Genomic DNA, 15,768 nt, shown 5'->3' with positions numbered 1-15,768 from the left:
AATCGCGAGCAACCAGAAAGTACCTATAGGGGCGTGGCCACGTCGAAACGATGTCACGCCCTGAGTCGACCGCAACGACCGATGGAATCGCACCGGCCTCCCGCACGCTCGGTATGGGTGCCATAGCTGGGCTGCTCTCCTACGCGATCACGTACGCGATCACGTACGCGATGACCGGCGAGCAGATTGCGAACTCGCTGGCGGCCCGCATCCTCGAACTTGCCACCGGCGATCCCGGCACGTGGAAACTCGTCGGCTGGGTGTTCTACAGCACCCACTACGTCACGAGCGAAATCCCCGGACTGTTCGGCTCGACGGCGGTGAACCTCATCAGCCGCGGCGACGGTTTCTCGGCGGCACTCTTCGTCATCCCGCCGGTCGTCCTCCTGATCGCGGGCGGACTCGTCGCCGTCGTCGGCCGCGCCGAGACACCACTCTCGGGCGCGTTCGGCGGCGCGTCGGTCGCGATCGGCTACCTCCCGCTGGCGATCGCCGGAGCGTTCCTCTTCTCGATCTCCGTCGGGGATTCGACGGCGGGACCGACGCTCGTAACCGCCGCACTCCTCGCGGGCCTCGTCTACCCGCTCGTGTTCGGCGGCGTCGGCGGCGCGCTGGGATCGTTCGTTTCGAATCGTTGAGAAGGCGGTCCCCGAATCGCTGAGGTCGCGGCTTCGAATCGATGAGATCGCGGCCTCTACCTGGTGAGGACGCAGCCTCTACCCGGTGAGGACGCAGCCTCGAACCGAACCGCGGTCCCCGACCTTCTGCTCACAGCTCTCTGGCGACCATCTCGCCCCAGTGTTCGAAGCCGTAGCGGTCGTAGAACGACCGCGCTCTGTCGTTTTCGCGGTCCACGTCGAGCACGAGCCGGTCGAGCGGGAGATCCTGAGACCGGGCATATTCGAGCACGCCCGCCATCAACGCGTCGGCGACGCCGGTCCCGCGGTACTCGGGGTCGACGAAGAGTTCGTTGAGAACTGCCGCGTCCCAGACGAACGACATCGACTCGGGCAGGAGAAACGCGTAGCCGACGAGATCGGCATCGTCATCGGCGGCGACGATGACACAGCCCGGATCGTCGTCGACGCAGCGTGCTACCCAGTCGAGCCACCGCTCGCGATACGTTTCTGTCAGCTTCTCCTCGTAGATCGCTCCCTTCTCGTCGCCGCCGGTCCCCGCACCGATCCCCAACTCGAAGCCGCGCTTGAGCGCCCAGAGTTCCTCGGCGTCGGCTTGCTCGTCGAACGGGCGCACGGTAGCGTTCGATTCGGAGGCGTTCTCGGTCATCAGTGCACCTCGTCACGGAGCCGACAAGAGCGCTGGTATCTCTCCCGAGACGTGATGCCTGACAGACACGTATCGGCTGTCGACGACGCGACGAGACCGAATGCGTCTCCGATATCGGCGTTCGTCGAACCCCGTGTTCGATACGCTTTTGCGGTCGCCTCCCACAGATGCGAGCAGTATGAACCGAGAGCGACCGATTGCGGAGGTTTGTCGATCGTGACGTCGGTGCCCAGAGAGGACCTCGCGCGGCGAATCGCGGGCGAGATTACGTTGAGTGACGATCCCGGCGCGACGCTTCGAAAGTGGCGCACGGATTTCGACGTCTCCCAGACCGCGCTCGCAGAGCAGTTGGACGTCTCCTCATCGGTGATCTCCGATTACGAGAGCGGCCGACGCGAGAGCCCCGGGATCGGCGTCGTCCGGCGGATGGTCGAGGCGCTGCTCGACATCGACGAGTCCCGCGGCGGCGGGCGTATCCGCCAGTACGCGCGCGTGATCTCGGCAGGCTTCGAGAGCGATATCGTTCAGGACCTCCGGGAGTACCCCACGTCGATCCCGCTGGAGACGCTGTACGAGGCGATGGACGCGACCGAACTCGTCCGCGGGGACCAGGATCGGATCAGCGGTCACACGGTGATCAACAGCATCGAGGCGATCACGCGGCTCTCCTCGGAGGAGTTCTACCGCCTCTACGGGCAGTCGACGTCGCGCGCGCTCGTCTTCACGGGCGTCACGCGCGGAGAGTCGCCGCTGGTCGCGATGCGCGTCGTCAACCCCACGCCGAACGCCGTCATCCTCCACGGACTCACCGAGGACGACCTCTGGGAGCACGCGCCCGCACTCGCGACTATCGACGGTTTCTCGCTGGCGATCTCGAACCGCGACTTAGAAGAGATGCTCGAGGATCTGCGGCGATTGCCGTAGCGTCCCCGGCACTGTCGCAGAGACGCAGACCACGCTGTCGCGCTATTCGACGTACTCGTATCGACGCTCGTTCATCCGGCCCCAGCCGGTGAAGACGAACTCCCCGGCGGGTTGGGTGAACTCCTCGACGTCGACCTCCTTCTCGTGGTTGTGGACGTCGTGGACGAGTTCGTACTCGTCGTAGGAGAGGTCGTAGCGGTCGTCGAGTTGGTCGTCGACGTCGACGGCGTCGACGGCTTCCCGCCAGCCGTCCTGCACCGTTTCGGCGTGAATCTCCGCCTGCGCGCCGGAGCCGTAGGAGCCGACGAGCAGCTTTTCGCCCGCGAGGTCAACGCCTTCGGCGGCCGCCTCCTTGAGCGCCGACAGCCGCGCGACGTGCACGGAGCCGGTGTACCAGTTGCCGACCTGCCCGGAGATCCCGATCGTCGGCTCGATCGCTCGCTCGTACCACTCGCGGTACCGACGAGTCTCCTTGAGTTCGTCCATGTACGCGCGGATCGCCTCCTCGTAGTCTTCCCAGGTGGCGAAGTCGGCTTCGCGCGGCTGCATCCCGATGTCGTCGGCGAGCGCATCCTCGATGTCCGTCCCGCGGGTGATGTGTCGGTAGCCCAGCAGCGCGGCCTTTCGAACCATCCCCGGGTAGGGGGTGTGGAACGGGAAGTAGACGAAGTCGTCGGGGTGGGTGTCACCGGCGACTGACTCGTAGTCTTCGAGGGCCTCGCGCATCCGCGCGAGGTACACCTGAATCGAGCGCTTGCCGTCGACGCTCGGGAACTGCTGGTTGGGCTTGAGGAAGTCGGTCTCGTCGGCGCTGCCGTAGCCCTGCTCGGTCGAGAGCGCGACGACGTCGGGGTCCTCGTCGATGAGCATCGCCACCGCACCGGCACCCTGCGTCGCCTCGCCGGGGTCGCCCCGCTCGTACAGCGCCGTGTCCGTCGCGATCACGAGCGCCGCGCGCCCGCGGTTGCGACCCGCGCGGATCCAGTTGTACGCGTCGTCGATGACCTGGGTCCCCGAGAGACAGGCGAACTTCCGCTCGCCCTTGTTCGCGTGGTGGAAGTCGCCGTCGTACACCTGCTCTAAACAGCCTGCAATATAGGTGGAAACGGGTTTTGAGTTGTCGAACGCCGACTCGGTCGCGACGTCGATTCGGCCGATATCGTCGGGCGCCAGGCCCTTGCGGTCCATCAGATTCCTCGCCGCGTTCGCGCCCATCGTGACGATGTCCTCGTAGACGTCCGGCAGCGAGGAGTACTCGATGCCGATCCCCTTCGTGTACTTTCCGGGGTCTTCGCCTTTTACCGGTGCGAACGTGTTTGGGAGATCCAGCCGAAGCTTTCCGGTCCGGAGCTCGATTGCGTCGATGCCGACGGCAGTCATAGCCGCGCATTTCGAGGCTGCCCATATGGGTTTGTCGATAATTCGGTACGTCATCCGTCGAATGACACGATTCTGTAACACTCGTTGCGTATCGGCAGCACGTGATGCGTTGACACCGGGGGCACAGGGACCGTTGGTTTCGGAGACCCGGCGGCGCGTTGCTGTCGGCAGCGCAGCGACTACCGGGGGAATCCCGATCGAGAACGGACACCAACCCGAAAAGCGGTGTGATGGATGACGAAACGAGGCCGAGTCGTCGTGATGATTGGATTGTCGGGTGCGGCCGAACGCCACGGCCGCGCTCCCTTCTCAGTCCTCTTCCTCGACGACTTCGGGGTCGCTCATCGCGCTCTGGAGGCTGTCGAGACCGTTGACCCACTCGGAGACGAGGCCGTACTCTAAGCTCTCGGCGACGGTCATATCGAGTTCGTCACCGGTGATGATCCGCGTCCCGGCCTGGACGAGGTAGCCCAGTGCAGCGTCCATATCGTCCTCTTTCTCTGCCGCGGCGGCGGCCTCGACGTACTCTTCGAGCGGGGCTTCCTCGGCCGCGCCCGCGACGATGTACTCCTCGGCGGCGTAGAAGACGCAGATGAGGCTCGTCTGAACGCCGTCGATGAGCATCACTTTGTCCTCGCGCGCGGCCTCGTCTTCGATCTCCAGTTCGGGCTCCGAGAGGACGATCGTCCGCACGCGTTCGAGTTCCTCGATCGCCTCCTCGTCATCGAGGCGACCTTCCTCGTGCGCGGAGACGATCTTCGCGACCGCGATGGCGGCGTCGTCCTGCAGGTTCAACAGGAGCCGCGCGGAGTCTTCGTTCTCGGGGTCGAGTTCTTCTTCCTCGACGCGCGCGAGCCAGTTCTGCCAGCGTTCTTCGGTGTAGTAGGTCTCCTCGGCCTCGGTCATACTCCACCATTCCCGCCCGGATTCAAATGCCTTTCTTGTCGGAAGCCGGGGTGGTGGATGCCAGCGGGTGGCTCACACCGGGTGATTCACCGATACAGTGTCGTTACGCGATTTCAGTGAGTCGGCGAGATGGCCCGCCGCGTCTGTCAGGTCGCTTATCGCGACAGCGTCGCCCGCGTGTCGATTCCGTACACCCGCTTTGGCGTCTCGACGTGTGCGCGCTCGACAGCGTCGCCCCGCTCGTCGTCGAGCAGCCACCGAACGCGGCGCGGGACGGTCTTCGGGCCGAGCACCGCGCCCGGTCGGTCGGGGTCGTCGACGAAGTCGGTCTCCATCAGGAACGGTTCGCCGGAGTCGGCGGCGACGGCCAGTCGATCCTTCTCGCTCATCACGCTCGGCGTCGGACCGGCGAGCGTGCCGCCCGCGTAGTGTTTCACAACCTGATGTGACGGCAGCCCCCGGTCCTCCGCCCACCCGGCTACCTCGGTGAGGTCGTCGGCCGCTTCGGTGTGCAGTTGGACGGCGCAGTCGAGGTCGGCACCCAACTCGAACGCGTGTTTCATCACCTCGTTGGACGCGTCCCACACCGCGTCGGTGACCTCGTAGTGCGGTCGCCCGGATTTCACCGCGAGCGCGTCCCCCGCGCGGACGAACTCGGCCGCCTGATCGAGTCCCGCGCGCATCAGTTCGCTCGCCTCTTCCGGGGAGAAGTCGCGCTCGTCGACCAACCGCGAGACGAGGCCGGGATGCACGCCGAGGACGGGCCACGCCCGCCCGGGGAGAATCTCGCTCGCCTCCCTGACGACGTCGCACGTCGTCTCGAAGACCGGGCGGAAGTCCGCACCCGACTCGGGCTCGACGCCCAGGTGCCACGAGGGTTTGTTCACCACGAGGAGGTGCGTGCCGCCCAAGTGGACGAAGTCTCGGACCGCGTCGAGTCCGCGGCCGCGCACAGGATCGAGATGCAGGTGATTGTCGAGAACAGGCGTTCCGAGGTCTTCCATACGCCCGCTGGGCGTCGCAATCACAAAAGATCGTTCGGTCGGGGGCCCTCTCAGACCCGACGCGCGCTACGTATCGTAACCGACGAGTGTGGGGCCGTCCTCTTCGTCCCCTTGCTCGATCGTGACCTGCTCGGTCGCCGCGTTCCGAAGCGCGTCCGATCGGCCGAACTCTCCGGGCGCAATCGCGAACGTCCGGCACCCGTAGGCGTTCGCGGTCTCGATAGCTGGCTTGAAGTCCGTGTCGCGGGAGGCGATCGCGATGACGTCCGCGCGGTTCTCGACCGCGAAGCGGGTCACGTCGACCGCGAGCCGCACGTCCACGTCGCCGCTCGTGACGACGACCTCGAATCCCCTCGCTTCCGCGGCTTGAATCAGCCCCGGCGTCGCGTGTTCGTCGAGATACAGTCGGAGCGCGGTCACCTGCCCGGCAGTTTCGGCCGCCTCGCGGACGTCGTCGAGGTCGACGTCGAACTCATCGCGGAGGACGTTCGGCCCGTCGACGAAGAGCGCGACCCGCGGTTCCGACGAATCCGCCGCGTCGCACTCTTCGTCGTCCGGGGCTCCCTGAAAGTCCATACGGCCGCATATACGGCGACAAACATAACGACCACGGTGTCACAGGAAACGACTGCGAGATCACTGGTGACGACCACGACATCACAGACAATGACCGCGAGATCACAGCTGACGGCCACGAGACCTCAGCTACGGCGGCGGACCTCGCTCACCTACGTCGAACCGTTCGTCTGGTGGCCGTCTCTGTCCGCCCCGGTCGCGGAAGTTGAGGCGGACCGATCAGCGCCGGTCGTGGCCTGTCCGTCGTCGACGGCCGCGGCGTCGGATACGAAGTCGGACGCGGATCGGGTGACCGTCACGTCGCGCTTCGGGTAGGGGATCTCGATATCCGCCGCGTTCAGCGCCTTGTACAGCGCGCGGTTGAGCTTGTGCTGCGCGCGTCGCCGACGCGTGGGACCATTGACCCAGCAGAGGAGTTCGTACTCCAGCGCCGAGTCGCCGAACGATCGAAACCGCGCCCGCGGCTTCGGCGAGTCGAGAACGAGCGACTCCGCCGTCACGACCTCGATTGCGAGTTCCTCGAACGCGTCGATGTCGGTCCCGTAGGCGACGCTGATGGGGACCCGGACGCGACGGCGGCGCTGCGGGCCCGACTCGTTCGTCACCTTCGACGCGTTGAGGGTGGCGTTGGGGACGGTGACCATCACCTCGTCGCGGGTGAGAAGCGTCGTCGAGCGGACGCCGACCTTGATGACGGTCCCGGCCGTGCCATCGTCGAGGACGATGTAGTCGCCGAGCTTGTAGGTGTCATCGAAGTACAGGGCGATGCCGCCGAAGAAGTTCGCGACGGTGTCCTTCGCCGCGAAGCCGACGGCGATACCGGCGATTCCAGCGGCGCCCAGAAGCGGCGTGATCTCGATCCCCCAGAGCCACAGCAGCGTCCCCGCGCTGCCGACGAGAACCGACAGCGTCCAGACGTTCGAAAAGACGGGGGCGAAATCGAACCGGCTGCCCTCCTCGTTGACGGCGGCGACGAGTCGGTTCACCACCTGATTCGCGGCGTACGCCCACACGAGGACGATGACTGAGAGCGACGGCTTCCCGAACAGGTCATCGAGGGTCCCGGGATCGAGCAGGACCGACGAGCGTACCGACGGGACCTGCGTGAGCACGTACACGCCAGCCAGCGCGGCGGTAACGACCATCGGTGCGCGGAGCGACGAGATGACGATGTTGTCGTAGACTGTCTCGGTGTTCGACACGTACCGGGTGGCGAGTCTGAGGACGACGAATTCCATCACGACCGCTGCCGCGACGGAGATGACGAGGACGAGGACCGTCGCTTCGATCGCCGAGAGCCCCTCAAAAAGGAGGATGAACGGTTCGATCATACCACTTGGTGGCGGCTCTGTGAGATAACCGTTTCCCGGTGAACGGAGTCGCCCGGTGCTCAGAAAGCGAATGACATCGGACTCACTAAATTTACTATAGCACTATATGATTTACCTGCGCTCGGAGCGACCTGCGTTCACGGCCGACATACCAAAACATTTCTTGCCGCGAACCAACGCTCACGTATGGCCCTTCGGAAGCCGCCGCTGTACGACGCGTACGCCGCCGAGGCGACGTTCACCGAGTTCGGCGGGTGGGAGATGCCCGTCGAGTTCGACTCGATCCGGGCGGAACATACGGCCGTTCGGGAGTCCGTCGGAATCTTCGACGTCTCGCATATGGGCGAGATCGTCGTGAGCGGAGCCGACGCGACTGAGTTGATGCAACGCCTCGCGTCGAACGACATAACCCGGCTCTCGCCGGGCGAATCGCAGTACTCGGCGATCACCGACGAGTCGGGAATCATCCTCGACGATACGATCGTATATCGGCTCCCGGAAGGAGAGGAGTACCTCTTCGTCCCGAACGCCGGTCACGACGAGGAGATCCACGACCGGTGGGTCGACTACCGTGACCAGTGGAATCTCGACGCGACTGTCGAAAACCAAACCGAGGCGTGGGCGATGGTGGCGGTACAAGGGCCAGACGCCGCAGCTACGGTCGACCGCGTGACGGACGTCGACGTGACGTCCCTGTCGAAGGGTGACGTCGTCACCGCCGAAATCGACGGGGTCGAATCGCTGACCGCGCGCACGGGCTACACCGGGGAAGACGGCTTCGAGATCCTCTGTCCGACAGAGGAAGCACCGATTCTTTGGTCCGCCTTCGAGGGCGATTGTACGCCCTGTGGGCTCGGTTCGCGGGACACGCTCCGCACCGAGATGGGGTATCTCCTCTCGGGGCAGGACTTCGACCCCGACGCGGAACCGCGGACCCCCTACGAGGCCGGGATCGGCTGGACGGTCGCGCTCGACACCGACTTCGTCGGCCGCGACGCGCTGGCGGAGATCGAAGCCGCGGGCGTCGAGGAGACGTTCGTCGGCCTCGTGCTCCGCGAGCGGGGAATCGCCCGTCACGGCTACGATATCGCGGTCGACGGCGACGTCGTCGGCCACGTGACGAGCGGCACGATGAGCCCGACCCTGGGCGAGGCGATCGCCCTCGGCTACGTGCCGTCGTCGCTTTCGACGCCCGGAACGGAGATTGCGGTCGTCGTTCGCGACCAGGAGAAACGCGCTGAAATCGTCTCTACGCCATTCATCGAGGACAACTAATGTTCGAAGTACCTGAAGACCGGAAGTACCAGGAGTCGCACGAATACGCCACCACCGACGGCGAGACCGCAACGATCGGCATCACCGACTTCGCGCAGGACGAACTGGGCGACGTCGTGTTCGTCGAACTGCCCGCCGTCGGCGACGAGATCACGCAGAACGAAGCGTTCGGCGTCGTCGAGTCGATCAAGGCCGTCTCGGATCTCTACGCGCCGATCTCGGGGACGGTCACCGCCGTCAACGAGGAACTGTTCGACCGGCCCGAACTGGTCAACGAAGACCCCTACGGCGACGGGTGGATGCTCGAAATCGACGTCGCCGACGAATCGGCGTTCGACGACCTCCTCTCCGCCGAGGAATACCGCGAACAGACCGAGTGAACGGCCGTGAATACGACCGACGCGTCGATCTGTGATCGAATCAACGCAGCGCAGTCGGGGGCGCGAACCGCCCCGGTCTGCGTTGTGAGCACTGTCCGACTCGGAAGTGTACGAGATGACTGATACATCCAGACACGAACACCACGACGGGAGTCCGTACGCGCCGCACACGCCAGCGGAGACGGCTGCAATGCTCGAAGCGGTGGGCGTCGAGAGCGAGGCCGACCTCTTCGACGTGCCGGAGGAAGTCCGCTTCGACGGGGCCCTCGGAATCGAACCGCGGAGCGAACGCGAACTTCGGGCGGAACTGTCCGGGACGCTCGCGAAGAACGACGAGTTGACCGAATTCCTCGGTCGGGGACACCACTCACACTACGTGCCGTCGGTGGTCGAGGACCTCTCGCGGCGCTCGGAGTTTCTGACCTCCTACACGCAGTATCAACCGGAGATCACTCAGGGATTCCTGCAGGCGCTCTTCGAGTACCAGTCGCTGCTCGTCGAACTGACCGGCCTCCCGGTCGCCAACTGCTCGATGTACGACGCGGCGACGGCGTTGGGCGAGGCGGCCAGACTCGCCGGACGCGTCCGTCAGACGTCGGGATCGACGGTGTTGATCCCCGAGGTCATCCACGAGAACAAGCGCGAAGTGCTCGACAACTACGTCGACGGCACCGGTCTGGAAATCGACACGTACCCGATGGACGACGGTATCGTCGACGTCGACGCGCTCGCGGAACTCGCGGGCGAGGAGACGGTGATGATCTACGCGGAGAACCCGACCGTTCGCGGGACGATCGAGGAGCGACTCACCGAAATCGGCGAGGTCGCCAGCGGGGCCGACGCGCTGTTCTGTCTCGGGACCGACGTCGTCGCGCTCGGCCTGCTCGAAGAACCGGCCAGCGTCGGCGCTGACGTCGTCGTCGGCGAGGCCGACGCGCTGGGACTCCCGACCGCTTACGGGATGGGGCTCGGCGTATTCGCCACCCGCGAGACGTTCCTCAGGCAAGTCCCGGGCCGTCTCGTCGGCGCGAGCGAGGACGCCGCTGGCAAGCGAGCGTACACGCTAACGCTGCAGACGCGCGAGCAGCACATTCGGAAGGAACGCGCGACGTCGAACATCTGTACGAATCAGGCGTGGGTGGCGCTGCGGACCGCGATGCACATCGCGTACCTCGGACCCGACGGCCTCGTCGACCTCGCGAGCCAGTGCGTCCGCGAGGCCGGATCGCTCGCGACGGCGCTGAGTGAGCTCCGAGGCGTCAAAGCGCCCGTCCACGACCGACATCACTTCCGCGAGTTCCTCGTGCGAACCGACCAGCCCGCCCCGGCGATCGCGCGGGATCTCGAAGCGAGCGGGTTCGCCGTCCACGTCGTCGACGACCACCTGCTACAGGTGTGCGTCACCGACGTGAACGCGGCGCGGACGGAGGCGCTGGTCGAGGCCTTCGAGGAGGCGCTCTAATGAACTACGATCAGGCACGCTACGGCGATGACGACCGGTACGAACCGCTGCTCTCCGAGAAGGACACGACGACCGTCGATGTCGGCGAGTCGTCGCCGTTGCCGGACGATCTGACCCGCGACAGCCTCGAACTGCCGGGGCTCTCCGAGCCCGAGCTGGCCAGACACTACACGCGGCTCTCGCAGATGAACTGGAGCGTCGAGAGCGGGCCGTACCCGCTCGGCTCGTGTACGATGAAGTACAACCCCTCGTTCACCGAGGACGTCGCAGCCGACCCGAACGGGGCGGTTCACCCGGATCGCTCCGACGGGACGGTTCAGGGCACGCTCGAAGTGCTCTACGGGCTGCAGGACTCTCTCGCCCGGATCGGCGGGATGGACGCGGTGACGCTGCAGCCGCCCGCCGGGGCCGCCGGGGAGTTCACGGGCATCCTCGTCGCGAAGGCGTACCACGAATCGCGGGACGACGACCGCTCGGAAGTCATCATCCCCGCGTCGGCGCACGGGACCAACTTCGCGAGCGCCGCGATGGCGGGCTATGACGTCGTCGAACTCCCTTCGGGCGACGACGGCCGCGTCGATCTCGAAGCCCTGGAGGCCGCGGTTTCCGAGGAGACCGCGGCGCTGATGCTCACGAACCCCAACACCGTCGGGGTGTTCGAGCGCGACATCGTCGAAATCGCGGAGATCGTCCACGACGCGGGCGGGCTGCTGTATTACGACGGCGCGAACCTCAACGCGCTGCTCGGTCGCGTTCGACCCGGCGATATGGGCTTCGACGTGATGCACTACAACGTGCACAAGACGTTCGCGACGCCGCACGGCGGCGGCGGCCCCGGTGCCGGACCGGTGGGCGTCACCGAGGAACTCGCCGAATTCCTCCCAAGCCCGCGGGTCCGCGAGCGCGAAGGCCACTACGAACTGTACGATCCCGAGCGGAGCATCGGCAAGGTCCACGGCTATCAGGGCAACTGGCTCGTCCTCGTGAAGGCGTACGCCTACATCGCCCGACTCGGCGATTCGGGGCTCGAAGACGCCTCCGCGAAGGCCGTGTTGAACGCGAACTACCTCGCCTCACAGATCGACTACGACATCCCCTACGGGCCGTTCCACCACGAGTTCGCCGCGACGGCGGGCGATCGCGACGCCGCGGACGTCGCGAAACGGATGCTCGACTACGGCGTCCACCCGCCGACGACGAAGTGGCCCGAACTCGTCCCCGAGGCGATGCTCACAGAGCCGACCGAGGCGGAGAGTCTCGACTCGCTGGACGACTTGGCGGCCGCGTTCGACGCCGCGATGGCCGATTCGGACGCGGAACTCGAACCCGCGCCGTCGAAGACGACTGCGGGACGCATCGATCAGGCTCGCGCCGCGCGAAACCCGCGGCTCTCCTGGCGCGCGCTCGGCGAAGAAGAGTAACCTCCGGCGTCGAACCCCCTCGATTACGCTTTCGCGGTGCTGATGCCGTTGATCTCGATGAAGCCGTAGCCGCATTCGTTGCAGCGCCACTTCGTCTTCGTGCCGAGGTGCAGCTCCATCGACGCCGTTTTCCAGAAGCCAGTTTGACCGCACTCGGGGCACTCGTACTCCCGTTCGAGGCTCATACCCATAGATCTCGCGTGGGCGGTGTTGAATATACTGATTTGGAAGGCCGCAGCCGATGAGATATATCTTATAATGCGATATCGACCGTGACACGATCCAGAGATTTGCCGATTAGAGCTGTTTCTCGGTCGCCATCGCGAGTGCTTCGACAGTCGTGGTCGGGAGCACCTTCGACCCCAACCGTACCGTTCTCGACACCCCTCGTCGCTGTCGGCAGCGGAATCTGTCGGACGTTTCTTCGACCGCGACTCGACTCTGTTCCACTCTGCTGTGTTCTTATGAATTCAGCAGTCTTCCTCGCCAGTCGCTCCCAGCCGCCACGTGAAAATCGCCTTTAGTACGACGACGAGACTGTTCGTTTCGCCTGCCCCCCAGATGGCGGTTTCCTGCTGCGAATCCGACGACTGCTCGTCGTCGATGAGGACGCTCACGAGCGTCTCAGTTCCGTCGACCATCAGCAGCCGCCCGGCCGGAGTATCAGACCACAGCCAGAGCGAGTCGAACAGCTCGGCCTCCGGAATCCGCTCTTGGAGGCGCGCTTGGACCGTCGGTGAAAGTCCCGCGAGCTTAATCTCGACGCCCCGATCAGCGGCCGCGTGTAGGCTGTCGACGACCTCGCCGGTTAGCAGTTCCTCGACGCTCATATAGACGATCTCGTCTTCCGCGGTCTCCAGAAACTCGACGACGCGATCCGTGATCGCGGGCCGTCCGTCGACCGTCCAGACTCCCCGTTGTTCGTCCCGAGACTCTACGGGTTCGAGGTCGCCCAGCGCGGCAGTCAGGGTGGCTGTTCGGTGCGCCATCTCCCGCTCGAACTTCCGGCCGGTGCTCTCGGCCGAGATCGCCCAGAACTCCTTGGGAACGGTGTGCTGAACGTCGACGAGTCCCCTGTCGCCCAGCTCTGCGACGGCGTCGTAGACCCGCGTTCGCGGGACGTCGGCGATGCTACTCACCTGTATGGCAGTGCCCGTTCCGAGTTTCTCGAGCGCCACGAACGTCCGCGCGGCGTACGCGCTCAGTCCGAACTGTTCGAGTTGCTCGATCGCCGCAGTTTGCGGGTCATCAATTGGATCGGAACTCATAGGCGATTGTGCCTCTGACGCGGCAAAACCCGGCCACGAACTGTGACCGAGTCGGCGCGCAGGCGGGTTGTGGTTGGGACACAATTCCGGGATGCACGCCGGGTGAACGCTACTGCCCCGTTGCCTATAATGATTTTGTGATTAACCGAGTGAATCCTGTATCGTGCCGAGGTGGGCGTGTATCGAAGATACCTCTTTCTTTGAATTTTGTTACGTCCATCCTCACAACTAGTCATCCGGTGTCGTCATCGCCAGCGTTCCCAGTCACCTGTCCGGCTGACCGTGGCTCGGCGTCCCTCCCGTAGTGACAACACATATTTGTCCAGCGGCGCGACGTTCTGAGGACTTCGGGGAGAACCCGGGTTATCGGTTGGGACACATGAATTCAGAAAACGCACTAGAGGAGGCAACAGAGGTGCTCCAACAGCTGGGACTGAAGGAGTACGAGGCGAAGTGTTTCGTCGGTCTCTCCCGGCTCTCGATGGGGACCGCGAAACAGCTCAGCGAGATAACGGACGTGCCGCGAACGCGGGTCTACGACGCGGTTCGGGTGTTGGAAGCGCAGGGGCTCGTCGAGATTCAGCACTCGAGCCCGCAGCGCTTTCGGGCGGTTCCGTTGGCGGAAGCGACCGAGACGCTTCGCGACCAGTACGAGGCCCGCGTCGAGCGGCTCGCAAAGGCCCTCGAAACGGCGGGTGAGATCGAACCGGACGACGAGGATTCAGTACAGGAAATCTGGGCGCTGTCCGGTTCGGACGCGATCGCGAACCGATCGAATCAGCTCGTCGAAAGCGGACACGAGGAGGTCGTGTTGGTCCTCGGCCACGACTCGCTGTTGACCGAGGAACTGGTCGAGACCGTGAACGGCCTCGATGAGGACGTCGACGTCCTTGTCGGTGCCGTGACCGAATCGCTCGAAGAACACCTCCGGGACGCGCTCCCGAACGCGACGACGTTCGTCTCGGGGCTCGAATGGCTGCGCCCCGAGCGGGAGTCCGGTGACGAACTGTCGATCGGCCGCCTGCTACTCGTGGATCGGTCGAACATTCTCGTTAGCACTATCGTTCCCGACACGCGCGAGGAGCAGGCGATCTTCGGCGGTGGGTTCCGGAACGGGCTCATCGTGATCTCCCGGCGGCTGCTCTCGCAGGGGTTGTTTCCGGGGCGTGATCCCCACAGGAAATAGCCGTTGCGATGTCCGGGCTGCTCGTTCGGGGGACCAGACGAGACCGCACGAGTTCGATGAGCTGGCGCTGAATCCGTCGTTCCCTTACCTCCAGTCGTCAGGCAACTGCCCTGAATTAGCGTCGAGGAGTTCCAAAAGCGGTCTGATCCGGTCGAATCGTGGCCCGACAGTCACCCGGTCGAGACTTCGGCTCGATCCGTTCGTAGCGGCGTCGACGTATCCGTCTCCCGTCAACTTCGGCAGATGAACGTGAGCCATTCGGATCGAGAGCTCACTCACGTCGGCGTCGGATTCGATCTCAGTGGCATCGATCGGCGTCCCGTCGTTCCGCGTCGCCTTCAATAGTGCTACGAGCAACCGACGACGCTCGACGTGTGATAGCGCTTCGAGTTGGGAATCAAATGATTCCGTGACGATCTGTTCTCTCATCTATTGTCGTTATTTTTCGCTCCAGTAGCGTAAGGCGCACACAATTTCACGGGAGAGCGTGTTGTGATCACACGAGTGAATGCCAATTTGTGAAGGTAGCGCATCTATCTCGATGATATTCTCTCTCTCTTCCCCGTCACTTTTTTGCGAAACCACTGTGATTTTTCACTATGGGTTCGTTCATCGACAGGGTCGCAGTCGTCACGGGCGGCGGGTCGGGCATCGGCGAAACGACGGCGATCGAGTTCGCCGAGCGCGGCGCGAGCGTCGTCGTCGCCGACGTCGATATCGAAGGTGGCGAAGCGACCGTCGAGGCTATCGAGGACGCCGGTGGCGACGCGCGCTTCGTCGAGACCGACGTCACCGATCCCGAGGCGACGCGGGGGATGGTCGACGTCGCGGTCGACGCGTACGGGCGGCTCGATTTCGCGTTCAACAACGCCGGGATCGGCGGCGCGCAGACGCCGATCACCGACTACGATCCCGACGACTGGCAGACCGTCATCGACGTGAATCTCGTGGGCGTGTTCAACTGCCTGAAGCCAGAGATCGAACAGATGCAGGCGCAGGGCGGCGGGGCCGTCGTCAACAACTCCTCGATCCTGGGCCAGGTCGGTTTCGCCTCGTCGTCGGGCTACGTCGCGGCGAAGCACGGCCTGTTGGGCCTGACGAAGACGGCCGCGCTGGAGAACGGCGAGACGGGCGTCCGTATCAACGCCGTCTGTCCGGGCTTCATCGAGACGCCCCTGTTAGACTCGGGCGGAATCACGTCGGATCCGGAGATGCGCAAGCAGATCGAGGGGTTACACGCGATGAATCGTTTGGGCACGCCCCAGGAAGTCGCGGACGCGGTCTGCTGGCTTTGCTCCGATGAGGCGTCGTTCGTCACCGGCGAGGCGCTCGGCGTCGAAGGCGGCTATCTGAGTCGATGAGCGGCTG

At 64.7% G+C, this 15,768-nt stretch carries 17 protein-coding genes; 8 read left to right on the top strand and 9 right to left on the bottom strand.

The annotated features are described in order from the left end of the window. Positions 1-50 precede the first annotated feature (50 nt). Positions 51-638: a transporter gene (locus FJT57_RS08235; RefSeq protein WP_144904012.1), complete on the top strand. Its 588-nt coding sequence runs from the start codon at positions 51-53 to the stop codon at positions 636-638. A 130-nt stretch (positions 639-768) separates the two neighbouring features. Here FJT57_RS08235 and FJT57_RS08230 read toward each other — a convergent pair whose 3' ends face one another. Beyond that, a complete protein-coding gene (locus tag FJT57_RS08230) occupies positions 769-1,287 on the bottom strand; it encodes a GNAT family N-acetyltransferase (RefSeq protein ID WP_144904010.1) in 519 nt (172 codons plus the stop codon). 216 nt (positions 1,288-1,503) lie between these two features. Between FJT57_RS08230 and FJT57_RS08225 the strand changes: the two genes are divergently transcribed. Continuing rightward, positions 1,504-2,211, top strand: coding sequence for a helix-turn-helix domain-containing protein (locus FJT57_RS08225; RefSeq protein ID WP_144904008.1), 708 nt, complete (start codon positions 1,504-1,506; stop codon positions 2,209-2,211). A 42-nt stretch (positions 2,212-2,253) separates the two neighbouring features. Here FJT57_RS08225 and hmgB read toward each other — a convergent pair whose 3' ends face one another. From hmgB to FJT57_RS08200, 5 genes are all read right to left on the bottom strand, one after another. Then, positions 2,254-3,591 carry a hydroxymethylglutaryl-CoA synthase gene (hmgB, locus tag FJT57_RS08220; RefSeq protein WP_144904006.1) on the bottom strand — a complete coding sequence of 446 codons (1,338 nt, stop codon included), beginning with the start codon at positions 3,589-3,591 and terminating at the stop codon, positions 2,254-2,256. 309 nt (positions 3,592-3,900) lie between these two features. Further along, positions 3,901-4,497, bottom strand: coding sequence for a DUF2150 family protein (locus FJT57_RS08215; RefSeq protein ID WP_144904004.1), 597 nt, complete (start codon positions 4,495-4,497; stop codon positions 3,901-3,903). A 155-nt stretch (positions 4,498-4,652) separates the two neighbouring features. Further along, positions 4,653-5,501: a TatD family hydrolase gene (locus tag FJT57_RS08210; protein WP_144904002.1), complete on the bottom strand. Its 849-nt coding sequence runs from the start codon at positions 5,499-5,501 to the stop codon at positions 4,653-4,655. 66 nt (positions 5,502-5,567) lie between these two features. Then, positions 5,568-6,077 (bottom strand): NYN domain-containing protein, encoded by a 510-nt coding sequence (locus FJT57_RS08205; protein WP_144904000.1) that lies wholly within the window; start codon positions 6,075-6,077, stop codon positions 5,568-5,570. A gap of 152 nt (positions 6,078-6,229) precedes the next feature. Next, on the bottom strand, positions 6,230-7,408 hold the full coding sequence (locus tag FJT57_RS08200; RefSeq protein WP_144903998.1) for a mechanosensitive ion channel family protein: 1,179 nt from the start codon (positions 7,406-7,408) through the stop codon (positions 6,230-6,232). A gap of 186 nt (positions 7,409-7,594) precedes the next feature. Here FJT57_RS08200 and gcvT point away from each other — a divergent pair, with 186 nt between their 5' ends. The 4 genes from gcvT to gcvPB all read left to right on the top strand — a co-directional run bounded on the left by gcvT (position 7,595) and on the right by gcvPB (position 11,946). After that, a complete protein-coding gene (gcvT, locus tag FJT57_RS08195) occupies positions 7,595-8,683 on the top strand; it encodes a glycine cleavage system aminomethyltransferase GcvT (RefSeq protein ID WP_144903996.1) in 1,089 nt (362 codons plus the stop codon). Further along, a complete protein-coding gene (gene gcvH / locus FJT57_RS08190; RefSeq protein ID WP_144903994.1) occupies positions 8,683-9,063 on the top strand; it encodes a glycine cleavage system protein GcvH in 381 nt (126 codons plus the stop codon). Before gcvT ends, gcvH begins: the two co-directional genes overlap by 1 nt. A 115-nt stretch (positions 9,064-9,178) precedes the next feature. Then, the gene (gcvPA, locus tag FJT57_RS08185) at positions 9,179-10,525 is read left to right on the top strand and encodes an aminomethyl-transferring glycine dehydrogenase subunit GcvPA (RefSeq protein ID WP_144903992.1); all 1,347 of its coding nucleotides are present in this window, start codon (positions 9,179-9,181) and stop codon (positions 10,523-10,525) included. After that, positions 10,525-11,946: an aminomethyl-transferring glycine dehydrogenase subunit GcvPB gene (gene gcvPB, locus FJT57_RS08180; RefSeq protein WP_144903990.1), complete on the top strand. Its 1,422-nt coding sequence runs from the start codon at positions 10,525-10,527 to the stop codon at positions 11,944-11,946. Before gcvPA ends, gcvPB begins: the two co-directional genes overlap by 1 nt. Positions 11,947-11,969: 23 nt before the next feature. Here the strand turns inward: gcvPB and FJT57_RS16640 are convergent, their stop codons facing one another. Further along, entirely contained in the window at positions 11,970-12,131 is a 162-nt protein-coding gene (locus FJT57_RS16640; RefSeq protein ID WP_203229127.1) for a DUF7838 family putative zinc beta-ribbon protein, read from the bottom strand. 285 nt (positions 12,132-12,416) lie between these two features. Then, complete coding sequence (locus FJT57_RS08175) at positions 12,417-13,214, bottom strand: TrmB family transcriptional regulator (RefSeq protein ID WP_144903988.1); 798 nt, start codon at positions 13,212-13,214, stop codon at positions 12,417-12,419. A gap of 379 nt (positions 13,215-13,593) precedes the next feature. Between FJT57_RS08175 and FJT57_RS08170 the strand changes: the two genes are divergently transcribed. After that, entirely contained in the window at positions 13,594-14,400 is an 807-nt protein-coding gene (locus tag FJT57_RS08170; RefSeq protein WP_144903986.1) for a TrmB family transcriptional regulator, read from the top strand. Between the two features lie 84 nt (positions 14,401-14,484). On the opposite strand, the gene FJT57_RS08165 is transcribed toward FJT57_RS08170, so the two are convergent. Beyond that, complete coding sequence (locus tag FJT57_RS08165; RefSeq protein ID WP_144903984.1) at positions 14,485-14,829, bottom strand: hypothetical protein; 345 nt, start codon at positions 14,827-14,829, stop codon at positions 14,485-14,487. 170 nt (positions 14,830-14,999) lie between these two features. Here FJT57_RS08165 and FJT57_RS08160 point away from each other — a divergent pair, with 170 nt between their 5' ends. Then, the gene (locus FJT57_RS08160) at positions 15,000-15,761 is read left to right on the top strand and encodes an SDR family NAD(P)-dependent oxidoreductase (protein ID WP_144903982.1); all 762 of its coding nucleotides are present in this window, start codon (positions 15,000-15,002) and stop codon (positions 15,759-15,761) included. Positions 15,762-15,768 lie beyond the last annotated feature (7 nt).

Origin of the sequence: Halobellus captivus (assembly GCF_007655485.1) — an archaeon.
GTDB lineage: Archaea > Halobacteriota > Halobacteria > Halobacteriales > Haloferacaceae > Haloquadratum > Haloquadratum captivum.
The sequence above is the reverse complement of the archived record's forward strand: the minus strand, read 5'-3'. Positions and strand labels throughout refer to the sequence as shown.

What these genes read in the sequence shown, in the direction of transcription:
- FJT57_RS08235 (WP_144904012.1), top strand. Translation starts at nt 51, where the DNA reads ATGTCACGCCCTGAGTCGACCGCAACGACCGATGGAATCGCACCGGCC.
- FJT57_RS08230 (WP_144904010.1), bottom strand. Translation starts at nt 1,287, where the DNA reads ATGACCGAGAACGCCTCCGAATCGAACGCTACCGTGCGCCCGTTCGAC.
- hmgB (WP_144904006.1), bottom strand. Translation starts at nt 3,591, where the DNA reads ATGACTGCCGTCGGCATCGACGCAATCGAGCTCCGGACCGGAAAGCTT.
- FJT57_RS08215 (WP_144904004.1), bottom strand. Translation starts at nt 4,497, where the DNA reads ATGACCGAGGCCGAGGAGACCTACTACACCGAAGAACGCTGGCAGAAC.
- FJT57_RS08210 (WP_144904002.1), bottom strand. Translation starts at nt 5,501, where the DNA reads ATGGAAGACCTCGGAACGCCTGTTCTCGACAATCACCTGCATCTCGAT.
- FJT57_RS08205 (WP_144904000.1), bottom strand. Translation starts at nt 6,077, where the DNA reads ATGGACTTTCAGGGAGCCCCGGACGACGAAGAGTGCGACGCGGCGGAT.
- FJT57_RS08200 (WP_144903998.1), bottom strand. Translation starts at nt 7,408, where the DNA reads ATGATCGAACCGTTCATCCTCCTTTTTGAGGGGCTCTCGGCGATCGAA.
- gcvT (WP_144903996.1), top strand. Translation starts at nt 7,595, where the DNA reads ATGGCCCTTCGGAAGCCGCCGCTGTACGACGCGTACGCCGCCGAGGCG.
- gcvH (WP_144903994.1), top strand. Translation starts at nt 8,683, where the DNA reads ATGTTCGAAGTACCTGAAGACCGGAAGTACCAGGAGTCGCACGAATAC.
- gcvPA (WP_144903992.1), top strand. Translation starts at nt 9,179, where the DNA reads ATGACTGATACATCCAGACACGAACACCACGACGGGAGTCCGTACGCG.
- gcvPB (WP_144903990.1), top strand. Translation starts at nt 10,525, where the DNA reads ATGAACTACGATCAGGCACGCTACGGCGATGACGACCGGTACGAACCG.
- FJT57_RS16640 (WP_203229127.1), bottom strand. Translation starts at nt 12,131, where the DNA reads ATGAGCCTCGAACGGGAGTACGAGTGCCCCGAGTGCGGTCAAACTGGC.
- FJT57_RS08175 (WP_144903988.1), bottom strand. Translation starts at nt 13,214, where the DNA reads ATGAGTTCCGATCCAATTGATGACCCGCAAACTGCGGCGATCGAGCAA.
- FJT57_RS08170 (WP_144903986.1), top strand. Translation starts at nt 13,594, where the DNA reads ATGAATTCAGAAAACGCACTAGAGGAGGCAACAGAGGTGCTCCAACAG.
- FJT57_RS08165 (WP_144903984.1), bottom strand. Translation starts at nt 14,829, where the DNA reads ATGAGAGAACAGATCGTCACGGAATCATTTGATTCCCAACTCGAAGCG.
- FJT57_RS08160 (WP_144903982.1), top strand. Translation starts at nt 15,000, where the DNA reads ATGGGTTCGTTCATCGACAGGGTCGCAGTCGTCACGGGCGGCGGGTCG.